The sequence below is a fragment of the Thermomonospora cellulosilytica genome (assembly GCF_014138835.1).
Lineage (GTDB): Bacteria > Actinomycetota > Actinomycetes > Streptosporangiales > Streptosporangiaceae > Thermomonospora > Thermomonospora amylolytica.
The window spans coordinates 3,436,066-3,456,201 of the sequence record NZ_JACJII010000001.1 but is presented as its reverse complement, the minus strand read 5'-3'; the positions used below and the strand labels follow the sequence as shown (position 1 = coordinate 3,456,201).

At 73.0% G+C, this 20,136-nt stretch carries 19 protein-coding genes; 7 read left to right on the top strand and 12 right to left on the bottom strand.

From position 1 onward, the window contains the following. Window positions 1-31 precede the first annotated feature (31 nt). The gene (locus HNR21_RS16375) at window positions 32-1,135 is read left to right on the top strand and encodes a DUF6745 domain-containing protein (RefSeq protein WP_233359141.1); all 1,104 of its coding nucleotides are present in this window, start codon (window positions 32-34) and stop codon (window positions 1,133-1,135) included. 60 nt (window positions 1,136-1,195) lie between these two features. Here HNR21_RS16375 and HNR21_RS16370 read toward each other — a convergent pair whose 3' ends face one another. The 10 genes from HNR21_RS16370 to HNR21_RS16325 form a co-directional block, all read right to left on the bottom strand. Next, entirely contained in the window at window positions 1,196-2,065 is an 870-nt protein-coding gene (locus HNR21_RS16370; RefSeq protein ID WP_119727871.1) for an STM4011 family radical SAM protein, read from the bottom strand. Beyond that, the gene (locus tag HNR21_RS16365; protein ID WP_119727870.1) at window positions 2,065-3,354 is read right to left on the bottom strand and encodes an STM4012 family radical SAM protein; all 1,290 of its coding nucleotides are present in this window, start codon (window positions 3,352-3,354) and stop codon (window positions 2,065-2,067) included. Before HNR21_RS16365 ends, HNR21_RS16370 begins: the two co-directional genes overlap by 1 nt. Further along, window positions 3,348-4,148 carry an STM4013/SEN3800 family hydrolase gene (locus tag HNR21_RS16360; protein ID WP_119727869.1) on the bottom strand — a complete coding sequence of 267 codons (801 nt, stop codon included), beginning with the start codon at window positions 4,146-4,148 and terminating at the stop codon, window positions 3,348-3,350. Before HNR21_RS16360 ends, HNR21_RS16365 begins: the two co-directional genes overlap by 7 nt. A gap of 139 nt (window positions 4,149-4,287) precedes the next feature. Further along, entirely contained in the window at window positions 4,288-5,430 is a 1,143-nt protein-coding gene (locus tag HNR21_RS16355; protein WP_233359007.1) for an STM4014 family protein, read from the bottom strand. A 10-nt stretch (window positions 5,431-5,440) separates the two neighbouring features. Beyond that, window positions 5,441-6,394 carry an STM4015 family protein gene (locus tag HNR21_RS16350; protein WP_119727867.1) on the bottom strand — a complete coding sequence of 318 codons (954 nt, stop codon included), beginning with the start codon at window positions 6,392-6,394 and terminating at the stop codon, window positions 5,441-5,443. A gap of 39 nt (window positions 6,395-6,433) precedes the next feature. Next, window positions 6,434-7,357: an STM4015 family protein gene (locus HNR21_RS16345; protein ID WP_119727866.1), complete on the bottom strand. Its 924-nt coding sequence runs from the start codon at window positions 7,355-7,357 to the stop codon at window positions 6,434-6,436. Between the two features lie 147 nt (window positions 7,358-7,504). Further along, window positions 7,505-8,440 (bottom strand): STM4015 family protein, encoded by a 936-nt coding sequence (locus HNR21_RS16340; RefSeq protein WP_119727865.1) that lies wholly within the window; start codon window positions 8,438-8,440, stop codon window positions 7,505-7,507. 147 nt (window positions 8,441-8,587) lie between these two features. Further along, window positions 8,588-9,397 carry a MetQ/NlpA family ABC transporter substrate-binding protein gene (locus tag HNR21_RS16335; RefSeq protein ID WP_182705887.1) on the bottom strand — a complete coding sequence of 270 codons (810 nt, stop codon included), beginning with the start codon at window positions 9,395-9,397 and terminating at the stop codon, window positions 8,588-8,590. Window positions 9,398-9,430: 33 nt separating this feature from the next. Beyond that, entirely contained in the window at window positions 9,431-10,087 is a 657-nt protein-coding gene (locus tag HNR21_RS16330) for a methionine ABC transporter permease (RefSeq protein ID WP_182705886.1), read from the bottom strand. Beyond that, window positions 10,084-11,097: a methionine ABC transporter ATP-binding protein gene (locus HNR21_RS16325; RefSeq protein ID WP_119727862.1), complete on the bottom strand. Its 1,014-nt coding sequence runs from the start codon at window positions 11,095-11,097 to the stop codon at window positions 10,084-10,086. Before HNR21_RS16325 ends, HNR21_RS16330 begins: the two co-directional genes overlap by 4 nt. Before the next feature lie 515 nt (window positions 11,098-11,612). On the opposite strand from HNR21_RS16325, the gene HNR21_RS16320 reads away from it, so the two are divergent. Together HNR21_RS16320 and HNR21_RS16315 are read left to right on the top strand one after the other, a co-directional pair. Next, window positions 11,613-12,008 (top strand): CopD family protein, encoded by a 396-nt coding sequence (locus tag HNR21_RS16320; protein WP_182705885.1) that lies wholly within the window; start codon window positions 11,613-11,615, stop codon window positions 12,006-12,008. A gap of 143 nt (window positions 12,009-12,151) precedes the next feature. After that, window positions 12,152-13,705: an FAD-binding oxidoreductase gene (locus tag HNR21_RS16315; RefSeq protein WP_182705884.1), complete on the top strand. Its 1,554-nt coding sequence runs from the start codon at window positions 12,152-12,154 to the stop codon at window positions 13,703-13,705. Here the strand turns inward: HNR21_RS16315 and HNR21_RS16310 are convergent. Next, window positions 13,644-14,639 carry a GlxA family transcriptional regulator gene (locus tag HNR21_RS16310; protein ID WP_182705883.1) on the bottom strand — a complete coding sequence of 332 codons (996 nt, stop codon included), beginning with the start codon at window positions 14,637-14,639 and terminating at the stop codon, window positions 13,644-13,646. The two genes, HNR21_RS16315 and HNR21_RS16310, sit on opposite strands and share 62 nt — an antisense overlap. A gap of 118 nt (window positions 14,640-14,757) precedes the next feature. On the opposite strand from HNR21_RS16310, the gene HNR21_RS16305 reads away from it, so the two are divergent. Then, window positions 14,758-15,213 carry a nuclear transport factor 2 family protein gene (locus HNR21_RS16305; RefSeq protein ID WP_119727860.1) on the top strand — a complete coding sequence of 152 codons (456 nt, stop codon included), beginning with the start codon at window positions 14,758-14,760 and terminating at the stop codon, window positions 15,211-15,213. Between the two features lie 41 nt (window positions 15,214-15,254). On the opposite strand, the gene HNR21_RS16300 is transcribed toward HNR21_RS16305, so the two are convergent. After that, entirely contained in the window at window positions 15,255-16,415 is a 1,161-nt protein-coding gene (locus tag HNR21_RS16300) for a lactate 2-monooxygenase (RefSeq protein ID WP_182705882.1), read from the bottom strand. 108 nt (window positions 16,416-16,523) lie between these two features. On the opposite strand from HNR21_RS16300, the gene HNR21_RS16295 reads away from it, so the two are divergent. The 3 genes from HNR21_RS16295 to HNR21_RS16285 are packed head-to-tail and all read left to right on the top strand — an operon-like array spanning window position 16,524 to window position 20,046. Further along, complete coding sequence (locus HNR21_RS16295; protein ID WP_376766590.1) at window positions 16,524-19,034, top strand: DNA gyrase/topoisomerase IV subunit A; 2,511 nt, start codon at window positions 16,524-16,526, stop codon at window positions 19,032-19,034. Between the two features lie 21 nt (window positions 19,035-19,055). After that, complete coding sequence (locus tag HNR21_RS16290) at window positions 19,056-19,196, top strand: hypothetical protein (RefSeq protein WP_182705880.1); 141 nt, start codon at window positions 19,056-19,058, stop codon at window positions 19,194-19,196. A gap of 31 nt (window positions 19,197-19,227) precedes the next feature. Then, window positions 19,228-20,046 (top strand): SAM-dependent methyltransferase, encoded by an 819-nt coding sequence (locus HNR21_RS16285; protein WP_198679442.1) that lies wholly within the window; start codon window positions 19,228-19,230, stop codon window positions 20,044-20,046. Window positions 20,047-20,136 lie beyond the last annotated feature (90 nt).

The following is a 20,136-nucleotide window of genomic DNA, read 5'->3' as shown; positions in this document are numbered from 1 at the left end:
AGATCGTAATGAAGGAGTTCTGTTGAGCACGGTGATGGTCGAGGACTGGCGTGCGGTGGCGTTCGCCACCGGGGCGGCGGAGCGGGAACGGGCCGAGGCGGGCGTCCGGGCCGCGTACGAGGCGGCGGGGCTGAGAGGTCCGCAGCGGGTCGTCTGGGCGCCGTCGCCCGCGGCCGGGGCGATCGCCGCCGTGCTGCTCGGGGGCGACGGGCAGGACGTGCAGGCGTTGCGGGACGCGGGGCTCGGCGACGCCGTGGCCGAGGTCGCGAGCCTGGTCGCCGACGTCGACGCGGGGCGGAGCGTGCGGGACGAGGTCCGGACCCGGCCGTGGGAGGCCGTGCGGGCCGCCGCCCACGCCGAGCTGGGGCCGCAGGAGTGGGCGCGGGTCTGGGCCCGCACGACCGGCAGCTCCTGGGACGCGGTGAACGGGCTGGTCACGCGGATCCGGCAGGGCATCGGGGAGATGGCGGGCGCGCAGGGCGAGGAGCGCGGTGCGCAGGCCGAGAGGCTGCTGCGCGGGGCCACGCTGGACGCGGTGCTCGGCCAGCACGACGCTCCCTGGCTGTGGCTGTTCGAAGAGCTGGGGCGGCTCGGCGAGCTCGCCGGGCCGGCCGAGGTCGCCCGTGCCGCCGGATGGTGGTGGCCGTACGAGAACGCCGTGATCATCTGTGAGCGTCCCTCCGAGCTGCACCGCGACGAGCCCGGCAGGCTGCACCGCGGCGACGGGCCGGCGCTCGCCTTCCCGGACGGCTTCGCGCTGCACGCCTGGCGCGGGATGCCGATCCCTCCCGGCTTCATCGACACGCTCGGCACCCTGACGGCGGCCGACATCCGCGCGGAGGACAACGCGGAACTGCGCCGCGTGATGCTCGAGTACTACGGCTACGACCGGTACCTGAACGAGATCGGCGCCAAGCCGGTCCACCGCGACGAGACCGGCGTGCTGTGGCGCATCGACCTCCCGGACGACGAGCCGGTGGTCATGGTCGAGGTGGTCAACTCCACCCCCGAGCCCGACGGCACCTACCGCACCTACCACCTGCGCGTCCCCCCGCACACGCGCACCGCCCGGGAGGGCGTCGCCTGGACGTTCGGCCTCACCGAGGACGAGTACCGCCCCCAGAAGGAGACCTGACCCCAGCGGCCGGGGAACGACGTCACCGGGCCTGGGGAGCGGTGGGACGTGCGCTGCCCGCTATGCGGTGGGCGGCTGGGGCCAGTGGGCGGGGATGCGTTCGAGGATGCCGCCGGTGAAGACGTCGTAGAGGCCCACGGGTTCCAGGTGGACATAGCCGATGTGGCAGTCGCAGGCGGGGGCCGGGCAGGGGCGGGGGCGTAGGGCGGCCTCGAAGGTTCCGTCGTAGAGGTTGCCCAGGCGCTGGGGGATGAAGTGGCAGCGGCGGACGTCTCCCTCGCCGTCCACCGAGATGACGGTGTGGCCGGTCCGGCACGGCAGCCCCTGGCTGCGGTGCGGGTGGCGGCTGTAGGAGAAGAGCGGGTCGATGGCGGTCCAGTCGGCGGCCTCGGCGTCGGTGTAGGTGCGGCCTTCGGCGGCGTTGACCCACAGGTAGACGTGCGGGGGCAGGTCGGCGCGGAGACGGCGGGCGACCGGGAGGTGTTCGGGGAGGCCGACGACGCCGACGCTGTGGCGGACGCCCCGGGCGGCCAGGTCGCGTGACTTGGCGAGGAAGCGTTCGTAGGGGACCTGGCCCGGGTGGAAGGTGGTCCACAGGGCCAGGCTGGTCAGGTCGGCGTCGCTCGTCCAGTCCGTGCGGTGACTCAGGTTGGTCTGGATGGCGACGCGTTCCACGTGCGGGAGGTGGCTCAGCCGGACCAGCGCGCGCCGGTACCAGGAACGCACCAGGCCCTCGCCCCACGGCGTGAAGAGCACGGAGACGGGAGCGGACCGTTCCTTGACCCAGGACACGAAACGTTCCAGGGCGGCGCGGTCGGCGCGGAGCTGCTCGGGGGTGTCGCGGCGCTTGGCGAACGGGCAGTACGGGCAGTCGTAGTCGCAGCTCGCCAGCGGTCCGCGATACAGGATCGTGAGATGTTCCGCCCGCATCAGCGGGCCTCGTAGGCGTCCATGAGCGAGCGCACCCGCGAGGAGAACAACGCCGGGCCGATCGCGTCGGAGTACGCCAGGCCCTCCGGGGTCAGCCGCAGCACATGCGGCGACTCCTCCAGCCATCCCCGTTCGGCGAAGGCCCCCAGCTCCGGGAAGTCGGCCGGCGCGTCGGTGCCGAAACGGGCCATGTACTGGACGCGCGACAGCCCCGACGCCTGAAGCAGGGACTGGATCAGGTGGCGGCGCCGGCGTTCCTCGTCGTCCAGGGCGAACCCGACGTGCGCCACGTCGAACCGGGGCTCCCGCAGGTAGGAGTCGATGATCCCGCGGACGTGCTGCACCCCGACCGCGTACTCGAACGAGTAGTGCAGGTCCGTCGTGTAGGAACGGGCCCCCGCCCCCAGCCCCACCATGCCGTCGGTCTGGCAGCAGTAGGCCGTCCCCGCGTCCGGGTGGCCGCGCCGCCGGAACATCCGCATCGACACCTGCTCGTACCCGTTCGCCAGCAGGTGGTCGCGTCCCACCCGGTAGAGGAGCATCCGCTGGTCGTCCCAGTCGGCCGCCCGCCGTCCCAGCCCGGTGAGCGGCCGCACGTACAGCGGGTAGAGGTACAGCTCCTCCGGCTCCCAGCGCAGCGCGGCGTTCAGCGAGGTCAGCCAGCTCTCGGGGGTCTGCCCGTCGATGCCGTAGATCAGGTCGATGTTGAGCGTGGGGAAGCCGACGGCGCGGATCCGGTCGAGCGCCGCCTCCACCTCGGCCCGTTTCTGCGGGCGGACGGCCGCGCGGGCCTCGGCGTCGACGAAGCTCTGCACCCCGATGGAGATGCGGGTGGTGCCCCGTTCGGCGAGCACGGTCAGCCGGTCGAGGGTGGCGGTGGCCGGGGAGGTCTCCACCGCCAGCGGGACGGCGCGCAGGTCGGCGAAGCGTTCGGCGATGTCGCACAGCCGCGACAGTTCGGCGGCCGTCAGGTAGGTGGGGGTGCCGCCGCCGAACGCGGCGGTGGCGAACGACGCCTCCCCCAGGGCCTCCCGCACCGCGTCGGCCTGCCGCGCCAGCGCGTCCAGGTAGGCCGAGGTCAGCGACTGCGACGCGCCCGTACGGGTGAACAGGTTGCAGAAGCCGCAGCGCATCTCGCAGAACGGCACGTGCAGGTACAGGAACAGGGAGCCGCGGTCCTCCCCCGCCCACACGTCGCGCAGCGCGGGCCGGGGCGACAGGTGCCGGTACGCGGTCTTGTGCGGGTAGGCGTAGACGTAGCCCTGGTACGGGCCGGTGGCGGTCAGCACAGCACGAACTCCCCGTAAGGAACGGTCCAGACGACCTCGTGGCCGATCCGGTGCCCGGTATGGCCGTCCTCCCCGTAGGCGGTGCCATGGTCCGAGCAGACGACGACGAAGCACGGCCGCCGCATCAGGTCCAGCAGCCGGCCGATGTGCCGGTCCACGTACTCCAGCGCCGCCGCGTGGGACTCCGGCGTGTCCCCGTGCTCGCGGGTGGCGCCCGGCAGGTGGAACCAGTTGGGCTGGTGCAGCGCCGACACGTTCACCAGCAGGAACAGCCTCCGGTCGGGCGGCTGCCGCGCCACCACCTCGGCCGCCCGGTCGATCTGGTGCTCCAGCGACGCCGGATCGGTGACCCCGAACGCCGGCTCCCAGTGGCTCTCGGCGAACAGCCCCGGCAGCACCGACCCCAGCGGCGTGAGCTTGTTGAAGAACCCGACCCCGCCGATGCACACCGTGTGGTAGCCGGCGCGCGCCAGCCCCGTCGGCAGGTCCGGGGCGTCGAACACCCACGTCCCCTCCGCCGTGGTCTCGCTCCCGGGGAACGTCGCCGCGAACGGCCGAGGGTGCGGCCCCGGCGAGACGGGCGTGGGCCAGAACCCGGCGAGCATCGCCGCATGCGAGGCGTAGGTGAAGCTCCCGGGCGCATGCCGCCGCTCCCACCGTCCGCCCGGCAGCACCGCCGCCAGGTTCGGCGTCCGCCCCTCCTCGAGGAGCCGCTCGGCCACGTCGTACCGCAGGGTGTCCAGCGTGACCAGCAGCAGATCATGGCTGCCGACCACGGCGTTCATGTCCCTCATCCGGCACCTCCCTCGATGCGCCCGGCTCGCCGTGCGGCGCCGCACGGCACGGCCGGCCCGGGGTGCGGGTGGGCGCGAAGCGCACCGGCGGCGGAGTCCGGGACCCCGCGGCCGTACGACACCGGAACGCGCGGACGGTTCATGAAGCCGATCCCGTCAGGGACAGGGCGGCGATGATCTGGGCGGTGTAGGTGTCGTGCCCCTCGGCGAAGGTACCGGGGAGGCCGGGCAGGCCGGGCAGCAGGTCGCCGAAGGCGTTGACCTCGGCGACCGCCATGTGCCGCCATTGGACGCCCACGAGCAGGTCGACGCCGACCATGTGGCTGCCGGGGAAGCAGGCGGCGGCCTGGGCGCACACGTCCAGGGCGCGCCGCCAGCCGGGTTCGCCGAGGGCCGCGCGGACCGCGGTCAGGTCGCCGCGGCGGCCTCCCATGTGGAGGTTGGTCATGGGGGAACGGCTGGTGCGGACGACGGCGTGGGCGGGGGTCCCGGCGATCACCACGACCCGCAGGTCGAGCACCCGGCCGTCCAGAGCGGCCTTGGGGAACCAGCGTTCGACGTGCAGGCCGTCGGGGGCCAGCGCGTCGATCAGGGCGGCGACCTCGCGTTCGGTCTCCAGCGAACGGACCCGCAGCGAGTTGCGCAGGACGCCGTCGGGGTCCGGGACGGCCGAGGTGACGGCCTTGATCCGGTCGCGGTGGACCTGGAGCGCGATGACCCCGGAACCCGACGAGCCGTGCGCGGGCTTGACGAAGACACGGGACATGCCGGCCCTGGCCATCTGCTCCCGCAGACAGGCGTAGCCGGTGACGGGCCCCTCCAGCGCGGGCGGGACCGGCACCCCGGCCGCCGCCAGCCGGGCGTGGCAGCGCCGCTTGTCGAACATCACGGCGATCTCGGCGGGGTCGTTCAGGGACCGCGCCCCGGCCCGCGCGGCCGCGGCGGCGATCCGGTCGAGCGCGGCGGTGAACACGGCGTACCAGCGGGCTCCGCCGCCCACGCGTGCGGGGTCGCCGGGGCCGCGCAGCAGCGCGTCGCACTCGGCGGACTCGCCGGGCGAGTCGACGCGCAGGACCGTGCCCGGCCGGATCCGCATCGCCTCGCCGCCCAGCACGTCCCGCCAGGCGACCACCTCGGGCGGTTCCAGCCCGAGACGGGCGCAGGCGTCGGCGAACAGCGTCACCCGCCGGTCGCCGGGGGTTCCGACCACGGTGAACGCCATGCTCATCCCGTGCCGGCGATGCGGGGGCGGCCGTCGCCCGGGCCGGGGTCCGTCGTCCATGGCTCCTCTGTCACTCCGAGACCGCCACCCAGGCGTCCCCGGGGTCGCCCGCCTCGCTGACGTCGACCTTGACCCCGGGCAGGGCCGCCAGGACGCGTTCGGTCATCGCGTCGGACATGAAGTGGTGGTGCAGGTCCAGCGAACGCAGGTGGGTGAGCGGCTGCCCCGACAGCAGCGCCTCGGCCCCGGCGTCGGTCATGGTCCCCATGGACAGGGCCAGCGACTCCAGCCGCGCCACGACCGGTGCCGACGCCACCGCCGCGCAGATCTCGTCCTGGATGTCGGAGTTCTGCAGTCCCAGGTGCCGCAGCGCGGGCAGCCGTTCCCCCGACAGGATCGGCGCCAGGTCGGCGACCGTGGCGTCACCGCCGTAGTGGCGCGTCCCGAGCCACATCTCCAGCCGTTCCAGGGCGGGCAGGTCGGCGGCGGCCACCGCGCGGACCACCCGGGCGGGCAGCCCGCCCGACTCGAACCGCAGTTCGCGCAGGTGCTCGGCGCGGAACGGCCGCAGCTCCCGGCGCGGCTCGCCGAGGATCTCGCCGCTGCGCATCCAGAACCGCTCCAGCCTCGGGTACGCCGCGAACAGCGGGGTGAAGCCCACCAGCGGGATCCAGGAGATCTCCCGTTCCTCCACCACCACGTCGCCGATGAACAGCGAACGCAGGTCCGTCAGCGAGCCCGCGGCGTCGAGCAGCCGCTCCACGGGGTCGTCGGCCGGGTCGCTGCCCCCGTAGTCCTGCCACCATCCGATGACCAGGGCGGTCACCGCGGCCGGGTCGACGGTCCGCAGGAACTCCTCGAAGACCGGGCCGAAGGGGCCGTCGTCCTCCTCGACGCGGACCCGCCAGGCCACTCCCCCGGCCGGCGGCTCGTCCAGCGCCGTGCCGTCGCGGAAGACGCCCTCTTCGGTGAAGTCGACGACCGGCAGGCCGGCGAACTCCCTCACCCGCTCGTGGATCAGCATGCGATGCCCTGTTCTCGGTCGGTGGTCGGGGGCGGGCCGTCACTCGGAGACGGCAACGTACATCCAGACGTCTCCGTCGTATACGTCGGGCTCCCGCCGTCCGCTCAGGTCGACCTCGACGCCGGGCAGGGCCTTGCGGATCCGTTCGGCCATCGCGTCGGACATGAAGTGGTGGTGCAGGTCCAGCGACCGCAGATGGGTGAGCGGCTGCCCCGACAGCAGCGCCTCGGCTCCCCTGTCGGTCAGCACCCCCATGGACAGGGCCAGCGACTCCAGCCGCGCCACGATCGGCGCCGACGCCACCGCCGCGCAGATCTCGTCCTGGATCTCCGAGTCCTGCAGTCCCAGGTGCCGCAGCGCGGGCAGCCGCTCCCCCGACAGGATCGGCGCCAGGTCGGCGACGGTCGCGTCACCGCCGTAGTTCTCCTCCCCCAGCCACAGCGTCAGCGACTCCAGGGCGGGCAGGTCACTGGCGGCCACCGCCCGGACGATATGGCCGGGCAGCCCGCCCGACTCGAACCGCAGCTCACGCAGATGCTCACTGCGGAACGGCTTGAGCTCCAGCCCCTGGGCCCCGCGCACCCCGAACCGCTCCAGCCGGGGATAGGCGGCCAGCAGCGGGCTGATGTCGGAGTGCTCGATCCAGGAGATCTCCGACTCTTCCACCACGATGTCGCCGACGAACAGCGAACGCAGCGCGGGAAGGCGGCCGGCCGCGGCCACCAGCAGCTCCACCGGCTCCTCCGGATACCAGTAGCCGACGACCAGCGCGGTGACCGCGCCGGTGTCCACCGTCTCCAGGAAGCTCTCGAGCACCTCGGCGAACCCGCCGCCCTGGTGGGTCGAGGAGATCCGCCAGGCGACCGACGCCGGATCGTCCGGCAGCTCGTCCCGTGCGGTCCCCAGCGCGAAGTCCGCCACGGGCAGGCCGGCGTACTCGGTGAGGTGCTGTCCGATGGTCATGAGAGCGTCCTTCCGACGGAACGAACGGGCACCGTCCTATCAGGGGCGGCCGTCATTTCACCCCTGACCTCGACGAATCTTCCGATCATGCGCGGGGTCCCCGCCCTGTCCGGCATGCCGTGACCTCTTCTTCTCCGGCGCACGGGGTCACTCGGTGACGGCCGCGACCCGCCAGTCGTCGTTGGGGTCGTTCTGTTCGTCCAGGTCGACCTCGACGCCGGGCAGGGCCTTGCGGATCCGTTCGGCCATCGCGTCGGTCAGGTAGTGGTGGTGCAGGTCCAGCGAACGCAGGTGGGTGAGCGGCTGCCCGGACAGCAGCGCCTCGGCGCCTTCGTCCGTCATGGTCCCCATCGACAGCGCCAGCGACTCCAGCCGCGCCACGACCGGCGCCGACGCCACCGCCGCGCAGATCTCGTCCTGGATCTCCGAGTCCTGCAGTCCCAGGTGCCGCAGCGCGGGCAGCCGCTCACCCGACAGGATCGGCGCCAGGTCGGCGACGGTGGCGTCACCGCCGTAGTTGTCGGAGCCCAGCCACAGGACGAGGGACTCCAGGGCGGGCAGGTCGCTGGCGGCCACCGCCCGGACGATGTGGCCGGGCAGCCCACCGGACTCGAAACGCAGCTCACGCAGATGCTCACTGCGGAACGGCTTGAGTTCCAGCCCCTGGGCCCCGCGCACCCCGAACCGCTCCAGCCGTGGATAGGCGGCCAGCAGCGGGCTGATGTCGGAGTGCTCGATCCAGGAGATCTCCGCCTCCTCCATCACGATGTCGCCGAGGAACAGCGAACGCAGCGCGGGGAGCCGGTCCGCCGCGGCCGTCAGGGCCTGCGCCGGCGGGACCGTCTCGGTCCCGTCGTAGGACGGCATGTTCCAGTAACCGGCGATCAGCGCGGTGATCCGGCCGGTGTCCACCCACTCCAGGAAGCGCTCCAGCACATCGGAGAACCCCTCCTCCTCGAAGGCGGTGGAGATCCGCCAGGCGAACCGGTCCGGCTCGTCCGGCAGCTCCTCCCGCCCGGTCTCCGGCGTGAAATCCACGACGGGCAGGCCGGCGTACTCGGTGAGGTGCTCGTGGACGGTCATGAGGGTTCGCCTTTCAGAGGCCCGCAGAAGGAAGGAACGGGCACCGTCCTATCAGAGATCGCCGACATTCCTCCGCGATACCGGGCGAACGGAAGGCGAAGGCCCTCCGGACGGGGGTCCGGAGGGCCTGCCGCGGCACGGATCCGCTCAGGAGACGGCCAGCACCGACCCCTGGTACTTGTCCTGGATGAACTTCTTGACCTCGGGGCCCTGCAGCAGCTGGACCAGCTTGCGGACCTGCGGGTCGTTCTCGTCGCCGGCCTTGGTGACCACCCCGTTGGCGTAGGGGTTGCCCTGGGTCTTCTCCAGCACCAGGGCGTCCTTGGCCGGGGTCAGCCCGCCCTCGATCGCGAAGTTGCCGTTGATGACGGCCGCGTCCACGTCCTGCAGGGAGCGCGGGAGCTGGGCGGCCTCCAGCGGGCGGAACTTCAGGCCCTTGGGGTTGCCGGCGACGTCCTTCTCGGTGGCGTTCGTCCCGGCGCCCGGCTTGAGGGTGATCAGGCCGTTGTCGGCCAGCAGCTTGAGGGCCCGCGCGCCGTTGGTGGCGTCGTTGGGGATCGCCACGGTCGCGCCCTGCGGCAGTTCGGCCAGCGCCTTGACCTTCTTGGAGTACGCGCCCAGCGGCTCCAGGTGGACCGGGGCCACGAACGCCAGCTTCAGCCCCTTGGAGGAGGCGAAGTCGTCCATGTAGGGCTTGTGCTGGAAGTAGTTGGCGTCCAGGCGCCCGTCGTTCAGCGCCAGGTTGGGCTGGACGTAGTCGGAGAACTCCTCGATCTCCAGCTTCAGTCCCGCGCCGGCGGCCAGCTCGTCCTTGACGTACTCGAGGATCTCGGCGTGCGGGGCGGGGCTGGCGCCCACCGTGAGCACGTCGTCGGAGCCGGAGTCGGAGGAGCCGCAGGCGGTCAGCCCGAGCGCCAGTCCGGCGGAGGCGATCGCGACGGTCAGTTTGCGAAGCACGACAAGTGCCCCTTTCTGGTGTGGGAACGAAACTCAGCGGTGGGTCAGGCGCCGGGTGAGCAGGTCGCCGAGCATCTGGACCAGCTGCACCACGACGATGAGCACGACGACGGTGGCGACCATGACGCCGGTCTCGAAGCGCTGGTAGCCGTAGCGGACGGCCAGGTCGCCGAGCCCGCCGCCGCCGATCGCCCCGGCCATCGCCGAGTAGCCGATCAGGGCGATCACGGTGACGGTCAGCCCGGCGACCAGCCCGGGACGGGCCTCGCGCAGCAGGACCTTGCCCACGATCTGCCGCCGGGAGGCGCCCATGGCCCGGGCGGCGGCGATCACGGCCGGGTCGACCTCGCGCAGCGCGGTCTCCACCAGCCGGGCGTAGAACGGGATGGCCGCCACGGCCAGCGGCACGATGGCGGCGGTGGTGCCGATGGTGGTGCCGGTGACGGCGCGGGTGAACGGCAGGATCGCGACCATCAGGATGATGAACGGCAGCGACCGGCCCACGTTGACGACCGCGCCGAGCACCTGGTGGACGGGCGGGGCGGGCAGCAGCCCGCGGCGGTCGGTCAGCACCAGCAGCACGCCGAGCAGTAGCCCGCCGAGCGCGGTGAGCAGGCTCGACCACCAGGTCATCTGCAGGGTCTCCAGGGTGGCGTCGCGCAGCAGCGGCGCGATCTCGTCCCAGGTCATGCGACCACCTCCGGCCGCTCGGCGGCGGCGTCGAGCACTTCGACGGTCAGCCCGGCGTCGCGCAGGTGGGCGAGCTGGGCGGCGTTGGCGTCGGGGTCGCCGGGCAGTTCGATGCGCAGCCGCCCGACCCGGCGGTCCCCGACCTGCTCGACGGCGCCGCCGAGGATGTTGACGTCGATGGAGTAGGTGCGGGCCAGGCTGGAGACGAACGGCCGGTCGGCGGCCTCGCCCACGAACGTCACGTCGACCACGGTGGTGCCGGGCCGGGCCGGCACCTGTGGCAGCGGGAACAGGTCGCGGGCCAGCTGCGAGCCCGGCCGGGTCAGCAGGTCGGGCAGCGGGCCGGACTCGGTCAGCCTCCCGGCGCGCATGATCGCCGCCGAGTCGCAGATCCGCTTGACCACCTCCATCTCGTGGGTGATCAGCAGGATGGTCAGGCCCAGCTCCCGGTTGAGGTCGCGCAGCAGCCGCAGGATGGCGGCGGTGGTCTCCGGGTCCAGCGCCGAGGTCGCCTCGTCCGACAGCAGCACCCGGGGGCGTCCGGCCAGCGCCCGGGCGATGCCGACGCGCTGCTTCTGCCCGCCGGAGATCTGCGCGGGGTAGGCCTTGGCGTGCTCGGCGAGGCCGACCAGGTCGAGCAGTTCGGCCACCCGGCGGGCCCGTTCGCGCCGCGGCACGCCCATGACCTCCAGCGGGAACGCGACGTTGCCGGCCACGGTGCGGCTGGTCAGCAGCCCGAAGTGCTGGTGGATCATCCCGATGCGCTGCCGGGCGGTGCGCAGCTCGCGTTCGGGCAGCGCGGCCAGGTCGCGGCCGTCCACCACCACCCGGCCGGAGTCGGGGCGTTCCAGCAGGTTGACGCAGCGCAGCAGGGTGCTCTTGCCGGCGCCGCTGCGCCCGAGCACACCGAAGATCTCACCCTCCCGGACGTGGAGGTCGACGCCGTCGACGGCGGTCACGGTGCGCCCGCGCGTCCGGTACGTCTTTTTGAGTTTCTCGATCTGGATCACAGGGATTCATCCCGGGGCAGGCCGCCGTCCGGCGGCGGGTCGGATCGGTCCGCTGGTCCGCGCACGCGCGGACGCCCGCCCTCAGCAGCGGCCGGGCGGGTAGGGGGCGTGGCTCAGCAGGTGCAGGACGAACCAGGCGAAGGAGGTCATGTGCGGCGGCGGGGTCGGTTCTTGCTCGCTTCGGGGCGCGAGTCGGCGCGGGCCCTCAGCGACCACACATTCGGCAACACGTACACCCCATCGCCCGCGGGGGACACGGGCGGCGCGTCGGACAGGGGTGCACGGACATCACGTCACGAGTCAAGCATATGGACATCACTGTCGCCAAATGACCACGACAAGATCTGCGTCACATCGCCCCGCCGACGCAACGATCGGCGCCGGAACGACCGCGATCCGGACGTCCGTCCCGCCGCGTCCCGCGCCGGCACGGCGAAGGCACCCCTCGGCGGGCACCGGGCGCCCCTGATGGCAAGATCCACTCGACCGTCCACGACATCGCACGGAGGCGCCCCATGCTCGCCGTATCGCTGGACACGATCCGGGTCTTCCTGCACGTGCTCGCCGCCACCGTCTGGGTCGGCGGCCAGCTCACGCTGACCGCGCTGCTGCCGGTGCTGCGCGGCGCCGGCGGGGACACCTCCAGGCTGGCGGCGCGCAAGTTCAACGCCGTCGCCTGGCCCGCGTTCGCGGTCCTGGTGCTCACCGGGGTGTGGAACATCGCCGAGGCGGGCGACATGCCCTCGGACTACCGGGCCACCCTGCACGCCAAGATCGCCGTCGTGGCGGTCTCCGGGATCGCGGCGCTGCTGCACGCCCGCTCCTCCTCCCGCAGGGGCCTGGCGATCACCGGCTCGATCAGCGGGCTGACCGCGCTGATCGCGCTGTTCATGGGCGTTCAGCTCGGCTGATCGCGGGATTTTCCCGGAATTTCGCCCGCGCTTTTTCCACGCCATTTCCCGGAAAGCCGCGACGCATTGTTGCTAACGTCGCGATGACCGCCGGGCCCGGCGCCGGGCCGGGTCCGGCGCCGGTGCGAGGAGTGCGCAGGACGATGACGGCGCCGATCGTCGACGCGGGCGGGATCAAGATCACCGAGGGGGACCGCCGGTACGCGGCGCTGTGCCGCGGGCACGACCCCGGCCGGTGCGCCGGACCCGACTACGTCCGGCTGGTGAGCGACAGCGCCCAGGTGCGGCACGCGCTGGAGCAGGCGGTGAACGAGCCGGTGGCCGACCCGGCGCGGGCGCGGATCGCGGTGCGCTCCGGCGGCCACTGCCACCAGGACCGCGTCTGCGCCGAGGACGTCCGGGTCGTCATCGACATGTCGCTCATGGACGGCGTCCACCACGACCCGGCGATGGACGCGATCTGCGTCGAGGCGGGCGCCACCGGCGGGGACCTGCGCAAGAGGCTGTGGCTGAAGACCGGCAAGGTGATGCCGGGCGGCTCGTGCCCCGCGGCGGAGATCGGCGGGCACGTCCCGGCGGGCGGCTTCGGCCCGCTGTCCCGCCAGCACGGGCTGGCCGTGGACTACCTGTACGCGGTGGAGGTCGCCGTGGTCGGCCGGGACCGCCGGGCGCGGCTGGTGACCGCGACCCGCGACAGCCGCGACGAGCGGCTGCGGGAACTGTGGTGGGCGCACACCGGGGGCGGCGGGGGCAATTTCGGGATCGCCACCCGGTTCTGGTTCCGCGACCTGCCGGACGCGCCGGAGCAGGTGCTGTTCACCGCCGGCGGATGGAAATGGCCGGCCGTCGACAAGGAGCGGTTCGCCCGCATCATCGGCAATTTCGGGCGGTTCTTCGCCGAGCACCGCCGGCCCGGCGGCCCGTACGACCCGCTGTCCGCCGTCCTGCGGCTCACCCATCGCAGCCAGGGCGAGATAGGGCTGGTCGCCCAGATCGACGCCGGCGTTCCCGGCGCCCGCGACCTGCTCGCCCGGTTCCTGACGGCGATGAACGAGGGCGTCGGGGTGCAGTGCCGTTCCCTGGGCGAGTCCTGCGGCGAGTACCCGGCGTCCATCGGCCCGCACGCGCCGGTCGTGCTGCCGTGGGACACGGTGGAGAGGATGTTCGGCCCGGTCGACGCCATGCGGGCGGGCAAGCACAAGTCGGCGTACATGGTGCGGCCGCTGCCGGACGAGCAGATCGAGGCGCTGTGGCGGGGCCTGGCCGAGGACGATCCGGGAGCCGAGCGCGACGCGGTGGTGCAGATCGACGCCTACGGCGGCGCGATCAACCGGCCGGCCCCCGGGGAGACGGCCGTGATGCAGCGCTCGTCGATCCTCAGGCTCCAGCACCAGGTGCACTGGCCGGTCACCGAGAGGGGCGAGGAGCACCTGCGGTGGATCCGGGAGCTGTACCGGTCGATGTACGCGTCCACGGGCGGGGTGCCGCTGCCGGCGTGCATGCAGGACGACCCGGTCACCGACGGCTGCTGCGTCGGCCACCCGGACGCGGACCTGAACGACCCCGAGTGGAACGCCTCGGACGCCCCGTGGTGGAGGCTGTACTACGGCCGCGACTACCGCAGGCTCCAGCGCGTCAAGGAGCGCTGGGACCCGCTCGACGTCTTCCGCCACGCCCAGTCGGTCCGGCTCCCCTAGTGGTGCGGAACCGGTCCCGGTACGCCGACGGGGTCACGCCCAGGCGGCGCAGGAACGCCCGGCGCAGCGACTCGTCGCTGCCGAGCCCGGACCGCCGCGCCGCCCCGGTGACCGTCTCCCCGGCCTCCAGCAGCGCCTGCGCGGCCTCCACGCGCACCGACTCGACGTAGGCGGCGGGGGTGGCGCCGACGCCGTCGTGGAACAGCCTCGTCAGGTGCCGTGCGCTCACCCTCGCCCGCAGCGCCATCGCGGGCACGGAGTGGTCGGCGGCCGGGTCGGCGGCGATCTCGGCGAGCAGCGCGCGCAGCACGTCGTTCCGGGGCCGGGGAGTGCGCGCGGGCACCGAGAACTGGGACTGCCCGCCGGGCCGCTGCAGGAAGACCACCAGGTCCCGGGCGACCTCCCGGGCGAGGCCGGCGCCCTCGTCCTGCTCCACCATGGCCAGCGCCAGGTCGATGCCCGCGGTGACGCCCGCCGAGGTCATCACCCGCCCGTCGCGCACGTAGATCGCGTCCGGCTCCACGGCGACCCGCGGGTGGCGGCGGGCGAGCGCGGCGGTGTGCCGCCAGTGGGTGGTCGCCCGCCTGCCGTCCAGCAGCCCCGCCTCGGCCAGCGCGAACGCCCCCGTGCACACCGAGGCGACCCGCCGGGCGCCGGCCGCCAGGTCGCGGATCGCATCGACCAGGCCGGGCACGGGGATCGGCAGGCGCGGCAGGTCGGGAGCGCCCGGGACGACGAGCGTGTGGGGCGTTCCGGCCTCGGCGTCCACCATGAGGCGGGTGCCGGTGGAGGTGGTGACCGCCTCGCCGTCCGGGGAGCGCAGGGTCACCCGGTAGGGGGCGCCGAAGCGGGCCGCGGTGCCGAACACCTCGATCGGCCCGGTCACGTCCATCAGCCTCACCCCGTCGTAGGCGAGGACCACCACGTCCCTCATGCCGATCACCCTAGGTCCGAAAGTGTGGGCCGCATGTCTTTTGGGACATGGCCGGTCCGCGCGGCCCCTGCGAATCTCGTGGACGCCCGCCACAGCGCCGAACCAGCAGGAGGTCCTGATGCCGCGTCCGCCCGTTCCGCCGTTCACCGAGGAGACCGCCCGCGTCAAGGTGCAGGCGGCCGAGGACGCCTGGAACACCCGCGACCCCCACAAGGTCGCCCTCGCCTATACGCCGGACTCGGTCTGGCGTAACCGCAGCGAGTTCCTCACCGGCCGCGAGGAGATCGTGGCGTTCCTGACCCGCAAGTGGGAGCGGGAGCTGGACTACGCCCTGCGCAAGGAGCTGTGGGCCTATGGCGACGACCGGATCGCGGTGCGTTTCCAGTACGAGTGGCACGACGACACCGGCCGGTGGTGGCGCAGCTATGGGAACGAGCTGTGGGAGTTCGACGCCGAGGGCCTGATGCGCAGGCGTGAGGCCAGCATCAACGACGTGCCCATCGACGAGGAGGACCGCCGCATCCGCGGGCCCCGCCCCATCGAGGAGCGGGGCCGCCCGTTCCCCTTGCGCTGACCGCCGCATCGGGGGCCTGGGGGCACCCCAGATGAAGCAGGTCAGACGCGCACCAGCGCGTCGGGGGTCAGCTCACCGGGGCCGGTGTAACCGGCGAGCATGATGGTCAGCTCCGTCTCCGCCAGCAGGCAGCGCAGCACATGCCGTACGCCGGCCTCACCGGCGAGCCCCAGGCCGTAGGCGTAGGGCCGTGCCACCAGCACCGCCTTGGCTCCCAGGGCGAGCGCCTTGACGACGTCCGCGCCCGTGCGGATGCCGCTGTCGAACAGCACCGTGGTCTGCTCCCCCACCGCCTCGACGATCCCCGGGAGGGCGTCCAGCGAGGCGACGGCACCGTCCACCTGGCGCCCGCCGTGGTTGGAGACCACGACGCCCTGCATCCCGGCGTCCACGGCACGACGGGCGTCGTCGGGGTGCTGGATCCCCTTGAGCACGATCGGCCCGTCCCAGTGCTCCCGCACGAACGCCAGGTCCTCCCAGGTCAGGGACGGGTCGCCGAAGTTGGCCACCCAGTGCAGCAGCGCCATGTCGCGGTTGGCGTCGGTGACCGGCCCCCCGACCGCCTTCTGGAACACCGGGTCGCCGAAGTAGTTGGCCACCCCGATCCCGCGCAGGAACGGCAGGTAGGCACTGTCCAGGTCGCGGGGCCGCCAGCCCATGGTGAACGTGTCGAGGGTGACGACCAGCGCCGTGTAACCGGCGGCCTCGGCGCGGTCCAGGAAGCTCGCCGCCATCTCCCGGTCCTTGGGCCAGTACAACTGGTACCAGCGCGGCCCGTCCCCGCTCGCCTCCGCGACCTCCTCCATCGAGAACGAGGACGCCGAGCTGAGCACCATCGGCACGCCCAGGGCCGAGGCGGCGCGCGCCACCGCCGGCTCCCCGCCCGGATGCAGGATCGACAGCACGCCGACCGGGCCGACCAGCACGGGGGCGGGCATCCGGGTGCCGAGCACCTCCACCGACATGTCCCGCCGCGACACGTCCCGCAGCATCCGCGGCACGATCCGCCACCGGTCGAACGCCGCCCGGTTGGCCGCCGCGGTCGCCTCGCTGCCCGCCGAGCCCGCCACGTACCCGAACGCCTCGGCCGACAGCCGCGCCCGTGCCACGTCCTCCAGCCTGCTCAGGTCGGTGGGCAGCGCGGGCCGGACGTCGCCGAGCCCGTTCAGGTAGATCTCGTTCTGGAAATCGGCGAGCGACATCGCCACCTCCGTCGGCCGGTGTGTCAGGGGACGTACCAATCTGCCACGGGGCGGGCGGCGCGGGCACCGGGGGCGTGCGGGCCAATCCTGTCCCCGGGACCGGCGACAATGAGGGACATGGCACGACGCGGATCCACAGCCCCTCCCCCGCCGGACTTCGAGGAGAACATCGTCGACGTCGACGTCTCCGAGGAGATGCGGGGCAGTTTCCTCGAGTACGCGTACTCGGTCATCTACAGCCGGGCCCTGCCGGACGCCCGGGACGGGCTCAAGCCCGTGCAGCGCCGGATCCTGTACTCGATGAACGAGATGGGGCTGCGGCCCGACCGCGGCCACGTCAAGTGCGCCCGGGTCGTCGGCGAGGTGATGGGCAAGCTGCACCCGCACGGCGACAGCGCCATCTACGACGCCATGGTGCGGATGGCGCAGCCGTGGGCGATGCGGATGCCGCTGGTCGACGGGCACGGCAACTTCGGCTCGCTGGGCGGCGACGACCTGCCCGCCGCCATGCGGTACACCGAGGCCCGGCTGTCGCGCGAGGCGATGCTGCTGGTCGAGTCGATCGACGAGGACACCGTCGACTTCCGGCCCAACTACGACGGGCAGGAGACCGAGCCCGAGGTGCTGCCGGCGGCGTTCCCCAACCTGCTGGTGAACGGGGCGTCGGGGATCGCGGTCGGGATGGCCACCAACATGGCCCCGCACAACCTCGGCGAGGTGATCGCCGCGGCCCGGCACCTGCTGGAGCACCCCGAGGCCACCCTCGAGGAGCTGATGCAGTTCGTGCCCGGCCCCGACCTGCCGACCGGCGGCCTGATCGTGGGCCTGGACGGGATCCGCGACGCCTACGCCAAGGGCCGTGGCACGTTCCGCACCCGCGCCACCGCGCGGATCGAGAACGTCACCCCCCGCCGCAAGGGCATCGTGGTCACCGAGCTGCCGTACGGCGTCGGGCCCGAGCGCGTCATCGCCAAGATCAAGGACCTGGTCAACGCCAAGAAGCTGGCGGGCATCTCCGACCTGAAGGACCTCACCGACCGGTCCACCGGGCTGCGGCTGGTCATCGAGGTCAAGAACGGCTTCAACCCCGAGGGCGTGCTGGCCGAGCTGTACCGGCTGACGCCGATGGAGGAGACGTTCGGCATCAACAACGTGGCGCTGGTCGACGGCCAGCCGCGCACGCTGGGGCTGCGCGACCTGCTCCAGGTGTACGTCGACCACCGCATCGACGTGGTGCGGCGGCGCAGCGAGTTCCGCCGCCGCAAGCGCCAGGACCGGCTGCACCTGGTCGAGGGCCTGCTGGTGGCGCTGCTCAACATCGACGAGGTCATCCAGATCATCCGGGGCAGCGACGACTCGGCGCAGGCCAAGCAGCGGCTGATGCAGGTCTTCGAGCTGTCGGAGATCCAGGCCCAGTACATCCTGGACACCCCGCTGCGCCGGCTGACCCGCTTCGACCGGCTCGAGCTGGAGAAGGAGTCCGAGCAGCTCACCAAGGAGATCGCCGAGCTGACCGCAATCCTGGAGTCGGACAAGAAGCTGCGCCGGGTGGTCTCCAGGGAGCTGGCCGCGGTCGCCAAGCAGTACAGCACCCCGCGCCGCACCGTGCTGCTGGAGTCCTCCGGCCAGGCCGCCGCCGCGGCGGTGCCGCTGGAGGTCGCCGACGAGCCGTGCCTGGTGCTGATGTCGGCGACCGGGCTGCTGGCCCGCACCACCGGGGCCGACCCGCTGCCCGCCGAGGGCGCCCGCATCCCGCACGACGTGCTGACCGCCGTGGTGCCCGCCACCACCCGCGGCGACGTCGGGCTGGTCACCTCGGCCGGCCGGATGATCAAGGTGGAGGTGCTGGACCTGCCCGCGCTGCCGTCCGGGGCGGCCCCGCCGTCGCTGGCGGGCGGCGCGCCGATCAGCGAGTACGCGGCGCTGCAGGACGGCGAGACGGTGGTCGGCCTGGGCGCGCTGAGCGCCGACGGGCCGGGCCTGGCGCTGGGCACCGAGCAGGGCGTGGTCAAGCGGGTGGTGCCGGACTATCCCGCCAACCGCGACGAGTTCGAGGTGATCACCCTCAAGGAGGGCGACCGGGTGGTCGGCGCCGTCCAGTTGCTGTCGGAGGACCACGACCTGGTGTTCATCACCGACGACGCCCAGTTGCTGCGCTACGGCGCCGCCAACGTCCGCCCGCAGGGCCGCGCGGCCGGGGGCGTGGCGGGCATCAAGCTGTCGGCCGGGGCCCGCGTCATCTGGTTCGGCGCGGTGGACCCGTCCCGCGAGTCCCGCGTGGTGACCGTGTCGGGCTCCTCCTCGGCGCTGCCCGGCACGCAGAGCGGCGGCATCAAGGTCGCCGACTACGCCGACTTCCCGCCCAAGGGCCGCGCCACCGGCGGCGTCCGCTCGCACCGCTTCCTGAAGGGCGAGGACGTCCTGCTGATGGCCTGGGCCGGCCCCGCCCCGGTCCGCGCCTGCTCCTCCACCGGCCAGCCGCTGGAGATCCCTGCCACGCTCGGCCGCCGCGACGGCTCCGGCGAACGCCTCACCACACCCGTCGCCGCGGTCGGCGGCCCCATCGGTCCCCAGTCCCCGCCCGCCCGCCCGGCCGAGCCGGAGTCACCGGCGCAGTGACGTTCCCCCGGGTGCTCTCCCATGACGGGAGCACCCGGAGTTCTGGGGGCGGCCGAGGAGGTCCCCGGCCGCCCCGGGGCCGGCGCCGGGCAGCCGGCGGCCGTGGTGACCGGGACGGGCCGGTTCGTCCCGGACGCCGACACACAGGCGGCCAGAACGTGACGTAGGTAATGGAGCGTGCGAAGCTCGGCGTATGGGTTCCGTTCCGATGGACGACGCCGACCGGCTGGCCGACCGGCTCCAGGCGCATCTGCCGCACTCGGCGCGGGTGTGGAACTACCTGCTGGGCGGCAAGGACCACTATCCGGCCGACGCGGAGGCCGGGGAGATGATCCTGCGGATGTTCCCCGACATCGCGCGGATCGCCCGGCTGCAGCGCGGCTTCCTGGTCAGGGCGGTGCGCCAGCTGGCGGGCGAGGCCGGGATCCGGCAGTTCCTGGACATCGGCACCGGGCTGCCGACCGGCGACAACACCCACGAGGTGGCGCAACGGATCGCCCCCGAGTCGCGGATCGTGTACGTCGACAACGACCCGCTGGTCCTCGTGCACGCCCAGGCCCTGCTGACCAGCAGCCCCGAGGGCGCCTGCGACTACATCGACGCCGACGTGCGCGACCCCGACCGGATCCTGCGGGAGGCCGCGCGGACCCTGGACCTGTCCCGTCCGGTGGCGCTGACCCTGCTGGGGATCATGGGCCAGCTTCCGGACTCCGACGACCCCTGGGGCATCGTCCGCCGCCTCCTGGACGCCCTGCCGTCCGGCAGCTACCTGGCCCTCAGCGACGGCACCGACACCAACGAGGCCCTGAACGAGGCCATCGCCGTCTACAACGCCAACTCGGCCAGCTCCTACCATCTGCGCAGCCCCGAGCAGATCGCCCGCTTCTTCGACGGGCTGGACCTGGTCGAGCCCGGCGTGGTGCCCACCTCCCGGTGGCGTCCCGAGGCCACCGACATCCAGGGCGCCTCCACCGAGGTCGACGCCATCTGCGGCGTCGCCCGCAAGCCCTGACGCCCCCGTCACGCGCGCTGTCGGACGACCGGGGAACGGCGGACCGGCAGCTCCCACCCCTGGGCCGCCTGGTCCGCCGCTCCCGGGCGT